Raw genomic sequence first — 12,693 nt, forward strand, 5'->3', positions numbered from 1 at the left:
CCTTTTGTTTGGTCGTTGCGCGTTGGGAGCTTGTGCTTATTCCACCTGCAGACCAACGAGCTCCGGATAGTCCACCGGGTACTGTGGCTGCATATCCAGCAGGCAGTGGTTGAGCAAGGTGTTGACCATCAGGTTGCGGTGCAGCTTGTTGTCGGCGGGCACCACATACCAGGGCGCATGGGCGGTGGAGGTGGCTTCGAGCAGGTCCTCATAGGCCTGCTGGTAGGCATCCCACTGCTTGCGCACGGCCAGGTCATCGAGGCTGAACTTCCAGCGCTTTTCCGGCACATCGATGCGCTCTTGCAGCCGGATGCGCTGCTCGTCCTTGCTGATGTGCAGCATGCACTTGAGGACGGTGGTGCCGTTCTCGGCCAGCAGGCGCTCGAAGTCGTTGATCTGCGCATAGCGCTGCTTGGCGACCTGGCGCGTGATCCAGCCGTTGACCAGGGGCACCAGCACATCTTCGTAGTGGCTGCGGTTCCAGATGCCGATCTCGCCTTTGGCCGGCGCCACGGCATGGCAGCGCCAGAGGTAGTCGTGCGAGAGCTCTTCCTTGCTCGGACTTTTGAAGGTGGCCATGCGCAGGCCCTGCGGGCCGGTGGTCTTGAAGACGCCGCGCACGGTGCCATCCTTGCCGCTGGTGTCCATGCCCTGCAGCACCAGCAGCACCGAGCGCTTGTTCTCGCCCTGCAGCGGCCGCATCAGCTGGGCCAGCTGCTTGTTGAGCATCTTGAGGTCTTTTTCCTGGGCCTTGATGCTGCCATGCGCAAACGGTGTGGCGGCCGGGTCGTAGTCGGCCAGATGGACTGCGCCCTTGACGGGCACGCGGTAGTTCTGGGGATTGGGCATATCAGGCTAAAGGGTGTATCGGGCAGGCGGGATGCAACGGGCCATGATTTCAGCTTTTGGCAGACTTGTCACCTGGGGCGCCACGCCTGCAAGGGGCTTCACACCATCTTGCGGATCGGGCGCTTCTTCCAGATCGCCTGGTAGTACCAGGTCTGCAGCGCCAACGTCAGGCCGTAGGAGACGGGGAAGGCCATCCAGATGCCCACCAGACCAAAGTGGCGGCTGAACAGCCAGGCCAGTGGCAGCTCCAAGGTGGCGATCACGCCGATGGTGATCAACGTGGGCACCAGGACATCGCCGCTGGCACGCATCAGTGCTGCCAGCGAGGCAAAGGCGCCAAACAGCAGGCCACTCCACAGCACAATGCGCAGCAGCTCCACGGCCACGTGCAGCACCTCTTGATCGGTGATGAAGATGGACAGCAAGGGCCGGGCAAAAATGCTGCCCAGCAAGGCCGTGGCGCCACCGATGGCCATGTTGATCTGCATCGCAGTACGCGCAATGGCGGGCAGGCGCTCGCTGCGGCCTGCGCCAATCGATTGGGCCGCCAGGATGGACGCAGTGATGGCCACAGAGATCAGCGGGAACTGGGCAAAGGCATTGATCTGGTTGACGGCGCCGTAGGCGGCTGTGGCATCCGAGCCAAAGCCATTGATCAGCGATAGCACGACGAGGCCGGCCAGCGAGGTGGCGATCATCAGCACGCCAGTAGGGATACCCACACGCAGCACGGCGCGCAACAAGGTCCAGTCCAGGCGCATGGCGCGCAGCAGTGCGCGGTTGGGGGCCAGCACACTGCGCTTGCGGCGCAGCTGTATGGCCAGCCAGACCAGGGCCACGCTAAAGCCCAGAATCATCGATACCCCGGCGCTGGCCACGCCCAGGCGCGGCAGGCCACCCCAGCCGGCAATCAGCGCCGGCGTGCTGACCAGGCCGATGCCGGTGGACACGATCAGCGACCACATCGGCGTGAGCGTGTCGCCCACGCCGCGCAGCAGTGAGGTGAACAGCAAAAAGATGAACAGCCCTGGCATGCCCAGCAGCACGATGCGCGAGTAAATGGTGGCCTGCTCCAGAATATCGGCCGGCGTGCCCAGCATGCGCATGATGGGATGGGTAAACAGGCCGCCAAACAGCGCCACGGCCGCGCCCATGGCCAGCCCGGCGAGCAAGGTGGTGCCGGCAATGGCGCGTACCTTGTCAGGTTGCCCCGCGCCCCAGGCCTGGCCGATGAGCACCGACGCACCAGCCCCCAGGCCAATGACAAAGGCGATAAAGACAAACATGACCGGAAAGAACGCCGCAACAGCAGCGAGCGCCTTGACCCCCATCATCTGGCCCAGGAACATGCTGTTGAGCGTGCCCGAGAGGGACTGCAGGATATTGGACAGCAGCATGGGGCCCAGAAACACCATGAAGACTTGCCACAGGGGGCGAACAGGCGGGGCGGAGGGCGCCGCCTGGGGTGCGGGTATGGACGAAGACATGGGAGGGTGTGGGGTCAGGGTGCTGCGGGTAGGGTGCTTACACCGGCCAGATGGGGCGGCTGAGCTGGTGCAGATAAGCTTGTACATCATCAGGCCAGGCCTGGGTCTGCAGCAAGAACGCCGATTGCTTGTGGGCAAACAGCGCGCGGCAGGCCTCATCAAAGCCGGGCAGATCCCCCGCCATGGCCTGCATGAACTGGTAGGTGGCCTCGGTCGCTGCGCGCTGCGAATCCTGCTGCGCATGGGCATTGCGGGCGTCATCGATCAGGCGGCGCAAGGCCGCTGAGGCGCCGCCGGGCTGGCGGTTGAGCCAGTCCCAATGGCGGGGCAGCAAGGTTACCTCGCGCGAGACCACGCCCAGCTTGGGGCGGCCAACGGCACGTGCAGAGCGGCTGTGGGCTGCTGCTTCAACAGGTGCTGCGGGTGCTGGGGCTGCGTCGTCGTCCAGCTGGGCAGCGGGCTGCGCTGCCGGGGCCAGCTCCGAGCGCCAGTTCAGATCCAGGCGCAGTCCGGAGAGGTCATCAAACACCCACAAGGGGGTGAGGCTGCCGCCGGGGTGGAGTTCGTCATGGTTTTGCAGATAGCGCAGCACCGTCAGGCGGTCGGCTTGCAGCAGGCGCTGGTGACCCTGGAAGATGGTCAGCCGGCTGGTCAATGTCTCGGTAGTCATGGCCACTTGTTCGTTGTTCTCTTAATGAGTAGGTCATTTTACCGGGGCAAAAATATTTGGCTATTTTTAATGGGTAAAAATATGTATCTGGATGCGCACAGCGGCAGATGGCCTGTGGCAGCTGCTGTTAGCGCGGTGAGACGGTCGCGCGGAGGTCGAAAAAAAACCTCCAGCGCGGGGCATGGAGGTTGTTCTGGCTGGAGCCTTGTGGCCCAGTCATTACACGCGCTTGCGGTATTCAGCAGTGCGGGTGTCGATTTCGATCTTGTCTTCCTGGCTCACGAACAGCGGCACAGCGATTTCAAAACCGGTAGCGATCTTGGCAGGCTTGAGAACCTTGCCGGAGGTATCGCCCTTGACAGCAGGCTCGGTCCAGGTGATTTCGCGCACGATGGTGGTGGGCAGCTCGACCGAGATGGCCTTGCCGTCATAGAACACCACTTCAGCGGTCATGCCGTCTTCCAGGTAGTTCAGCGCGTCAGCCATGTTTTCGGCTTCCACTTCGTACTGGTTGAACTCAGGGTCCATCCAGACGTACATGGGGTCGGCGAAATAGGAGTACGTGCAGTCCTTCTTTTCCAGGATCACGTTGTCGATCTTGTCGTCGGCCTTGAACACGTTTTCCGTGCCGAAGTTGCCGATCAGGCTCTTGAGCTTCATGCGCACGGTTGCAGCGCCACGGCCGCCACGTGCGTATTCGGTCTTCAGAACGATCATCGGGTCTTTGCCGAACATGATCACGTTGCCAGCGCGGATTTCTTGAGCGATTTTCATAGCAGTAAGTGCCTGTGTTGGGGCCGCTCAAACTACTACGGGCGGCGCGCAAGTGTCGTTGGACGGGCTGTGCTGCGCCGTAGCATGTTCCGCGGCGTTGTGCGCATCCATCAAACCCGGCTGCCTGCAGGCGCTGGGTGCGCGGATAAGCGCAAAGACTGCAATTCTAACATTTTTCGCCCGCAAATGCCATCAGCTGCTCGGCAAGGCTGGGCTGCCTGTGCAGAGTGTTGCGCGCGGCCAGCACGCAATGGGCCCATTGCGCCAGCAGCGCTGGCGTGATGGCGGGCCATGCAGGGACGCTGCCGCCAGCCCCTGGGATGCCATTCCAGGCCGCATGGGCTTGGCGCAGGCTGCCCGGCGCGTCCAGCCAGTCCAGAAAAGCCTCCAGCTTGGCATGGTGGGCATTGTCGCCCTGCGGGTAGATCTGCCAGACAAAAGGCTGGCCGGCCCACAGCGCCCGTACCAGTGAGTCTTCGCCGCGCACAAAGTTGAGGTCGCAGGACCAGAGCATCTCGTCAAATTCCGGCTGGCTGCAGGGCAGCAGCAGCTGAACCTGGCTGGGCAGGGGCTGGGGCAACAGCTGCTGCACCAGCGCCGCCGCGCGGCCCGGGGTGACCAGCCACTGCGTGGCCGTGCCAGCGCTGGCAAAGGCGGGCAAAAAGGCCGGGGGCTCATAGCAGAACAGCGAAACCACCTGATCGCTGCCCTGCAGGCCATGCCGGGCGCGCCAGGCGCTGCGGTCAAAGTCCGCCTGGCGCTGGGGCAGATCGGCTTCGCGCAGCAGGCCGCCGGTGCCGGTGCTGAAACCCGGGTAGAAGAACCAGCGCGTAAGGCCTGCCGCGGGGCCGCTCATCAGGCGCGAGGGCAGGCGGTGGCAGCGCTCGACATAGTCTTCGGCAGACAGGTACTCCAGGTTGATCCAGACGCTGGCTTTCTGCGTTGGGGATTGCGCACGCGCGGCCAGCGCCTGCTGGAAGGCAGGCGGAATCTCGCAGCCAAAGGCCTCGACCACCACATCACCGACCCCGCTGGCCGGCGCCGCATCGGGCCAGGGCTGCACCGTCACGCCAGGCGCGCCCTGCGGCGCCATCCAGGCCAGGGCGCTGCCATCGTCCACCCACAGCCGCACCTGGCAGCCGCGCTGGGCCAGGTCGGCGGCCAGGCGCCAGCACACGCCGATATCGCCAAAGTTGTCGATCACCTGGCAAAAAATATCCCACAGCGGCGCTGGGCTGCGCTGCGCGGAGGCAGGGGATACGGTGGAGGATGTGGCGGTGGGGGTGGAAGCAGGGGAGAGGGTCATCACCCGCGCGATGATAGTGCAGTCCCGGGCTTCACTGACTGGCGCTGCCTCCTGGGCCACAATAGCCTTCAGTTGATCAAGCATGGAGACAGACATGAACCCCCACACTGCAACCCCCGGGCCGATGGCTTTGCAAGACGTCAAGGTGGTCGAGATGGGCCAGCTGATTGCCGGGCCGTTCTGCGGCAAGACCTTGGGCGAGTTTGGTGCCGAGGTCGTGAAGATCGAGGCCACCGGCGCGGGCGACCCGCTGCGCAACTGGCGGCTGCTGCAGGATGGCACATCGGTGTGGTGGCAGGTGCAGTCGCGCAACAAGCTGTCGCTGGCGCTGGATTTGCGCCAGAAGGAAGCGCAGGACATTGCCCGCCAGCTGATTGCCGAGGCCGATGTGCTGGTGGAGAACTTTCGCCCCGGCACCCTGGAGGGCTGGGGCATGTCGCCCGAGGAGCTGCATGCGATCAACCCGGGCCTGGTGATGCTGCGCATCTCTGGCTATGGGCAGACCGGCCCCTACCGCGATCTGCCCGGCTTTGGCGTGATTGGCGAGGCCATGGGTGGCTTGCGCCACCTGACGGCCGAGCCCGGGCGGGTGCCGGTGCGCGTGGGGGTGTCGATCGGCGACACCTTGGCGGCGCTGCATGGCGTGATCGGCGTGATGATGGCGCTCTACCACCGCAAGGTGAATGGCGGCAGCGGCCAGGTGATCGATGTGGCCTTGCACGAGGCGGTCTTCAATGTGATGGAAAGCCTGATCCCCGAGTACAGCGCCTTTGGCACGGTGCGCGAGGCGGCGGGCAGCGCCTTGCCCGGCATTGCGCCATCGAACGCCTATGCCTGCCAGGATGGCTGGGTGCTGGTGGCCGGCAATGGCGACAGCATCTTCAAACGGCTGATGGACACCATTGGCCGGCCGGACCTGGGCCAGGCACCGGACCTGGCCAGCAATGCGGGCCGGGTGGCGCGCATTGAAGAGATCGATGCCGCCATCAGCGCCTGGACGCAGCCGCGCGCCATCGCGCAGGTGATGGATGCGCTGGCTGCTGCCAGGGTGCCAGCCGGCAAGGTCTATACCGCCAAGGACATCAGCGAAGACCCGCACTACCGCGCGCGCCAGATGATCCTGCCGCAAACCACGCGCGACGGCCATACGCTGGAGGTGCCGGGCATTGTGCCCAAGCTGTCCGCCACACCGGGCACGATCCGCAGCAGCGCGCCGCACCTGGGCGATGACACCGATGCGGTGCTGCAGGGCCTGGGCCTGAGCGGCGCGCAGATTGCGGCGCTGCGTGAGCGCGGCATTGTGCAGTGAGCGTGCACGGGTGATGGGCCGTTTCGCTGCGGGCGGGGCGAACGCATAAGACAATAGCGCCATGCCCACCCACGTGCACTCTCCCGAACTTCTTGCCCAGGTCGCTGGTTTGCCAGCCATGCCTGGCGTCTACCGCTATTTCGATGCCAGCGATGCGCTGCTGTATGTGGGCAAGGCCATCAACCTCAAGCGCCGGGTCTCGAGCTATTTCCAGAAGGACCATGGCGGCACCCGCATCGGCCACATGGTGGGCAAGATCGTGCGCATGGAGACCACGGTGGTGCGCTCCGAAGCCGAAGCGCTGCTGCTGGAAAACAACCTCATCAAGACCCAGCACCCGAAATACAACATTCTTTTTCGGGATGACAAGAGCTATCCGTACCTGAAGATCACCGGCATGGCCATCCACGATGGCGACATGCGCACGCCCCCCAGCCAGTGCTACCCGCGCGTGGCCTATTACCGGGGCGCGACCGACAAGCGCCAGCGCTATTTCGGCCCTTACCCCAATGCCTGGGCGGTCAAGGAAACCATCTTGCTGCTGCAAAAGGTGTTTCGCCTGCGCACCTGCGAGGACAGCATTTTCAGCAACCGCACCCGGCCTTGTCTGCTCTACCAAATCAAGCGCTGCAGCGCCCCCTGCGTGGACCACATCAGCCCCGAGGACTACGCCGCCGATGTGGCCCATGCCGAGGCCATGCTGCGCGGCGAGACCGACACGCTGCTCAAGACGCTGGAGGCGCGCATGTTGGCACACTCGGACAAGCTGGAGTTTGAGCAGGCGGCCGACATCCGCAACCAGATCAAGGCGCTGGCCAGCATGCTGCACCAGCAGAGCATCGAGACCATCGACGACCGCGATGTGGACATGCTTGCCGTGCAGGTGCAGGGCGGCAAGGCCTGCGTCAACCTGGCCATGGTGCGCGGTGGCCGGCATCTGGGTGACCGCGCGTATTTCCCCGTGCATGTGGAAGACAGCGCCGCCATCGCCAGCATGGAAGAGGCCGAAGAAGCCGAAGTAGCCGCAGACCAGGCGGGCGCCCAGCCTGATGAGGCCCAGCCCGGTGGGGCCCAGCCCGGTGGTGCCCAGCCCGGCGTGGTGCGGCCCGCCAAAACAGTGGAGCAGCGCGTGCTGGAGGCCTTTGTGGCCCAGCACTATCTGCAGGTGGCGCCGCCCCCGGTGCTGGTGGTCAGCGTGGCGCTGGAGCCCGCGCTGCTGGAGGCCTTGTCGCAGCAGACCGGCACGCGCATTGCGGCGGTGTCGCAGCCGCGTGAGGAGCGCCGCGTCTGGCTGGAGATGGCGCAAAAGAATGCCCAGCTGCAACTGGCCCGCCTGCTGGCCGAAGAGGGCTCGCAGCAGGCGCGCACGCGCGCTTTGGTCGAGGCGCTGGATTTGCCCCAGGACGATATCGACCAGCTGACCATCGAGTGCTTTGACATCTCACACACCTCGGGCGAGAACACCCAGGCCTCTTGCGTGGTGTTCCACCACCACAAGATGCAAAGCAGCGAATACCGGCGTTACAAGATCGACGGCATCACCGGCGGCGATGACTATGCCGCCATGCGCCAGGTGCTCACGCGCCGCTACAGCAAGGTGGCCGAGGCCCAGCGCGATGCCGGTGGCGCCGAGCTGGGCAAGGGCGCGGCCCGCTTGCCAGACATCGTGCTGATTGATGGCGGCAAGGGCCAGGTCGGTGTGGCACGCGAGGTCTTTACCGAGTTGGGTCTGGACCTCTCGCGCATCGTCGGTGTCGAAAAAGGCGAGGGCCGCAAGGTCGGGCTGGAAGAGCTGGTGTTCTGCGATGGGCGCGACAAGGTCTACCTGGGCCGCGACTCGGCCGCGTTGATGCTGGTGGCGCAGATCCGCGACGAGGCGCACCGCTTTGCCATCACTGGCATGCGCGCGGCGCGCGCCAAGGTGCGGGTAGGCGGCAGCCGGCTCGAAGACATCCCCGGCGTGGGCCCCAAGAAGCGCGCGCGCCTGCTGCAGCGCTTTGGTGGTGTGCGCGGGGTCGAGGAGGCGGGGGTCGATGACCTGATGACGGTCGATGGCATCTCGGCTGCCTTGGCAGAGGACATCTACAAGGCCTTGCATTGACGGGGTGGCACGGGCCGTGCAGCAACGGTCACACAGGCAATAGTGCGGTTCACTGAATTTGCACCGTTGCGTGCCACAATAGCCGCATGTTCTTTACGATCCCCACCATCATGACCTGGACGCGCATCGTCGCGATCCCGCTCATCATCGGCGTGTACTACTCGCCTCTTGATATGGCCACCAAAAACCTGTGGGCCACCGTCATGTTCGTGGTGTTCGCCTTCACCGATTGGCTCGATGGCTTTCTGGCGCGCAAGCTCAACCAGACCTCTTCCTTTGGCGCCTTCCTCGATCCCGTCGCCGACAAGTTTCTGGTCTGCGCCTCGCTGCTGATCCTGGTCTACCTGCAGCGCGCCGATGTCTTTGTCGCGCTGATCATCATTGGCCGCGAGATCGCCATCTCGGCGCTGCGCGAATGGATGGCCCGCATTGGCGCGAGCAAGAGCGTGGCCGTACACATGGTGGGCAAGCTCAAGACCACCGTGCAGATGGTGGCCATTCCCTTTTTGCTCTACGACGGCAAGGTGGCCGGCATCGATACCGGTGTCTGGGGAACCTGGCTGATCTGGGGCGCTGCCGTGCTCACGGTCTGGTCCATGATTTATTACCTGCAAAAGGCCTTGCCCGAGATCCGGGCTAGGGTTGATTCTTAGTCGAGCGCCACAGGTTTGGGCGTAGACTGCATCTCGCCTGTACAAGGAATTCAGGCTACAGGGCCCGTGATGCTTGGCTTTTGCAAGGCAAAGCGGGTGCTGGTCAGCGAAAAAAAGTGATTTTTTGCCTGAGCCCCCAGAAATTCCGTCTAGAATTCATCTCATTCCAGAGGCGCTGGGGTCGAGATGAAAATTTCGTGCCAGTGGTGTTGTTTTTGAATCTGTGACAGTTGTACGGCGTACAAACTGCTCATAATGGGATGAAACATACACTTCCTTAACTCTCTTGATTAATAGAGGCTGCTTGTGAATAAAACTGAACTCATTGAGCACATTGCTAACAATGCTGATATCTCCAAGGCTGCTGCCGCTCGTGCGCTGGAGTCCACCATTGATGCAGTGAAGAAGACCTTGAAAAAAGGTGGTACAGTCTCTCTGGTAGGTTTTGGTACCTTTGCCGTTGGTAAGCGCGCTGCTCGTACCGGCCGTAACCCACGTACCGGCGCTGCGATCAAGATCAAGGCAGCCAAGGTGCCTAAGTTCCGTCCAGGCAAGGCATTGAAAGATGCGCTGAACTAATTTCGGTTATCAGGTGGGGTGCTTAGCTCAGTTGGTAGAGCGGCGCCCTTACAAGGCGTAGGTCGGCGGTTCGACCCCGTCAGCACCCACCACATTAACCAAGAAAATAAACCCCTTAGAGTGATCTAAGGGGTTTTTTCTTTGTCCATTCGCCAACTGAAATGGACGCAAAGGGCGCCTCAGCCGACCCAAAAACGCCATTTGCCACCCGTGCGATTCCTTGAAACGGTGCAGGTCTGCATGCATGGCACCGATAAGGCTTGGCCGACTTGGGTTAAAGGGGCGGTGGAATAAGCCTGCCCACATGCATGGGGTAATCGCTGCCTTGTTGGCGATAATGCCATTGGCATCATTCGGGCAAAACGGATGCATTGGTGCGGTCCCTCCAGGCTTCTCCGAGCCGCGCGGAAGTTTCTAGGTCTCGCATCTCATATGGATGGATAGCAAGCCAAGGAATGTGGTTCTGGTGCGTTGCTGGTGTTGCCCTCAAACGCCTAGGATGGCTGGCCTGGCTGCGGTGTAGCTGATGAACCGGCATCCTGCGCCTGACGATGGCACGGCAGTGAGGGGGCGGCCGCATCGATGCCATTTCGGCCCTCTGAACCGTCAAAAATCCCGTATTCCCTAACGCGCCCCTGGCCCTCATAGGGATCAAAAACTCTTTCGCTGTACACTTGCTGTTTCGACGTTCGTGCGTTGCCAAGACGCATGTTGCACGCCCTATTTGACAGGGGGTGGGTTGTCTCCGTTGGTTGAGGCTGTATCTGATTGATTTGCAATGAGAAATCATCCATTGCAAGCCATGGGTAGGCGCTTCGGACCAGGCAGCAAGCCCGCGCCACCTAGTGAAAACCGAATAAAGGCGCGAATGAGGGTTCGCCTTTTTTTTGTCCTCAGGAAAGTTAGACGATGTTTGAAACCATCCGCAAGTACTCCAAGGTGCTGATGTATCCGCTGTTCTTGCTGATCATTCTGTCTTTTGTTTTGGTGGGAGTGAACCAGAACTACTTCACCGAAAAGAGCCCGGTGGTCGCCAAAGTCAATGGCAAAGACATTACGCAGATGGACTGGGACAATGCACACCGTGTTGCCTCGGACCGCATGCGCCAGCAAGACCCCAACATGGACGCCAAGTGGATGGATGGCCCCGAGGCCCGCTATCTGACCTTGGAGCGCATGGTGCGTGACCAGGTGATCGATGCCGCGGTGCAAAAAATGCACCTGACGGTGGACAATGCCTCGCTGGTGCGCGCGCTGCAGGAGATTCCGCAGATCGCCGCGCTGAAAAAGCCCGATGGCTCGCTCGACGTGGATGCCTACCGCGCGCTGGTGGGTGCGCAAGGCATGACGCCCGAAGGCTTTGAAGCGGGAATGCGCCGCGATATCGCTGCGCGCCAGGTGCTGGGCGGTGTGTCCAACACGGCCTTTGCGACCGACGAGCAAACCAAGCTGGCGGTCGATGCGCTCTACCAGCAGCGTGAGATCCAGCTGGCCCAGTTCGCCGCCAAGGACTATGCGTCCCAGGTCAAGACCACGGATGCCGATGTGGAAGCGTTCTACAAGAGCAACCAGGAGCTGTTCCGTCAGAAGGAGCAGTCCACGATCGAATACGTGGTGCTGAACGCCGAAGCCGTCAAGGGCATGATCAAGCCCAGCGAAGACGACCTGCGCACCTACTACAAGGAGAACCTGAGCCGCTTCATGGACAAGGAGCAGCGCCGCATCAGCCACATCCTGATTGATGCGCCCGCTTCAATGTCTGCAGCGGACCGTGACAAGGCCAAGCAACGCGCCGAGGAGCTGCTCGTCCAGGCCAAGGCCAATCCTGCGCAGTTTGCCGATCTGGCCAAGAAGAACTCGCAAGACACCGGCTCGCGTGACAGCGGCGGCGATCTGGGCTGGGTCAAGCCTGGCGATATGGTCAAGCCGTTTGAAGACGCCGCCTTTGCGATGAAGTCGGGTGATATCAGCGACCTGGTGAGCACCGAGTACGGCTTCCACATCATCAAGATGGGTGAAGTGAAGACGCCTCGCACGCCCAGCTTTGAAGAGCTGCGCGCCAAGATCGAGACCGAAGTGCTGGCCCAGCAGGTGCAGCGCAAGTACGCCGAAGTGGCCGAGACCTTCTCCAACATGGTGTTCGAGCAGTCCGACAGCCTGCAGCCCGTGGCTGAAAAGCTGGGCCTGAAGATCCAGAAAGCCGAGCATGTCACCCGCACGGCTGCGCCAGGCGCGACCGGCGCCTTGGCCAACCCGACCTTCCTGGAAGCGCTGTTCTCCAGTGATGCGTTGCAGAACAAGCGCAACACCGAAGCCATTGAAGTGGCCCCCAGCACCCTGGCCTCGGGCCGTGTGGTGGAGCACTTCGATGCCCGCATCCTGCCGTTTGAAGAAGTCAAGGCCAAGGCCCATGACCTCTTTGTGGCCCAGAAGTCTGCCGAGCTCGCGCGCCAGGATGCACAAGCCAAGCTCGAAGCCTGGAAGGCCGATGCTGCGGGCGCCAAGCTGGCGTCCCCCATCGTCGTGTCGCGCCAGGATGCCAAGGGCCAGGTGCCAGCCGTCCTCAATGCCGCCATGCATGCCAAGATCGGCGACGCCGCATCCTGGGTCGGTGTGGACCTGGGCAACGATGGCTACACCGTTGTGCGCGTGAACAAGGTCGTACCGCGCGGCGAAGACTCTGCCGAGCTGCGCCTGCGCCAAAAGCAGGAGTTTGAGCGTTACCAGGCCAATGCCGAGACCCTGGCGTACTACGAAATGCTCAAGGAGCGTTTCAAGGTACAGATCAAGGTGCCACGCCCCGCGGAAACAAAAATTTCATAAAAACGGAGATTTCATGAGAGGGGCCAAATTTCTGGCTATAATCATGTCTTCCCCAACACGGTGGCTGTAGCTCAGTTGGTAGAGTCCAGGATTGTGATTCCTGTTGTCGTGGGTTCGAGCCCCATCAGCCACCCCAAATTGA

At 62.4% G+C, this 12,693-nt stretch carries 10 protein-coding genes and 2 tRNA genes; 7 read left to right on the forward strand and 5 right to left on the reverse strand.

Going from position 1 to position 12,693, the window contains the following annotated elements; all coding sequences use genetic code 11:
• Positions 1 to 36: 36 nt before the first annotated feature.
• From N4T19_RS22990 to earP, 5 genes are all read right to left on the reverse strand, one after another.
• The gene (locus tag N4T19_RS22990) at positions 37 to 849 is read right to left on the reverse strand and encodes a PPK2 family polyphosphate kinase (RefSeq protein WP_182345248.1); all 813 of its coding nucleotides are present in this window, start codon (positions 847 to 849) and stop codon (positions 37 to 39) included.
• 98 nt (positions 850 to 947) lie between these two features.
• Entirely contained in the window at positions 948 to 2,336 is a 1,389-nt protein-coding gene (locus N4T19_RS22995) for an MATE family efflux transporter (protein ID WP_260719084.1), read from the reverse strand.
• A 37-nt stretch (positions 2,337 to 2,373) separates the two neighbouring features.
• Positions 2,374 to 3,006 carry a DUF2239 family protein gene (locus tag N4T19_RS23000; RefSeq protein ID WP_116927288.1) on the reverse strand — a complete coding sequence of 211 codons (633 nt, stop codon included), beginning with the start codon at positions 3,004 to 3,006 and terminating at the stop codon, positions 2,374 to 2,376.
• Positions 3,007 to 3,225: 219 nt separating this feature from the next.
• On the reverse strand, positions 3,226 to 3,780 hold the full coding sequence (gene efp, locus N4T19_RS23005; protein ID WP_021026959.1) for an elongation factor P: 555 nt from the start codon (positions 3,778 to 3,780) through the stop codon (positions 3,226 to 3,228).
• Between the two features lie 166 nt (positions 3,781 to 3,946).
• The gene (gene earP, locus N4T19_RS23010) at positions 3,947 to 5,086 is read right to left on the reverse strand and encodes an elongation factor P maturation arginine rhamnosyltransferase EarP (protein ID WP_182345251.1); all 1,140 of its coding nucleotides are present in this window, start codon (positions 5,084 to 5,086) and stop codon (positions 3,947 to 3,949) included.
• A gap of 94 nt (positions 5,087 to 5,180) precedes the next feature.
• On the opposite strand from earP, the gene N4T19_RS23015 reads away from it, so the two are divergent.
• The 7 genes from N4T19_RS23015 to N4T19_RS23045 all read left to right on the forward strand — a co-directional run bounded on the left by N4T19_RS23015 (position 5,181) and on the right by N4T19_RS23045 (position 12,687).
• A complete protein-coding gene (locus N4T19_RS23015) occupies positions 5,181 to 6,395 on the forward strand; it encodes a CaiB/BaiF CoA transferase family protein (RefSeq protein WP_260719085.1) in 1,215 nt (404 codons plus the stop codon).
• A gap of 61 nt (positions 6,396 to 6,456) precedes the next feature.
• Positions 6,457 to 8,496 (forward strand): excinuclease ABC subunit UvrC, encoded by a 2,040-nt coding sequence (gene uvrC, locus N4T19_RS23020; RefSeq protein WP_260719086.1) that lies wholly within the window; start codon positions 6,457 to 6,459, stop codon positions 8,494 to 8,496.
• Between the two features lie 86 nt (positions 8,497 to 8,582).
• On the forward strand, positions 8,583 to 9,149 hold the full coding sequence (pgsA, locus tag N4T19_RS23025; protein WP_116927291.1) for a CDP-diacylglycerol--glycerol-3-phosphate 3-phosphatidyltransferase: 567 nt from the start codon (positions 8,583 to 8,585) through the stop codon (positions 9,147 to 9,149).
• 306 nt (positions 9,150 to 9,455) lie between these two features.
• Positions 9,456 to 9,728 carry an HU family DNA-binding protein gene (locus tag N4T19_RS23030; RefSeq protein ID WP_021026954.1) on the forward strand — a complete coding sequence of 91 codons (273 nt, stop codon included), beginning with the start codon at positions 9,456 to 9,458 and terminating at the stop codon, positions 9,726 to 9,728.
• Between the two features lie 16 nt (positions 9,729 to 9,744).
• Positions 9,745 to 9,820, forward strand: a tRNA-Val gene (locus N4T19_RS23035).
• An 817-nt stretch (positions 9,821 to 10,637) separates the two neighbouring features.
• Entirely contained in the window at positions 10,638 to 12,551 is a 1,914-nt protein-coding gene (locus N4T19_RS23040) for a SurA N-terminal domain-containing protein (protein WP_260719087.1), read from the forward strand.
• A gap of 60 nt (positions 12,552 to 12,611) precedes the next feature.
• Positions 12,612 to 12,687 (forward strand) — tRNA-His (locus N4T19_RS23045).
• Positions 12,688 to 12,693 lie beyond the last annotated feature (6 nt).

Origin of the sequence: Comamonas squillarum (assembly GCF_025309455.1) — a bacterium.
GTDB classification, from domain to species: domain Bacteria; phylum Pseudomonadota; class Gammaproteobacteria; order Burkholderiales; family Burkholderiaceae_C; genus Comamonas; species Comamonas squillarum.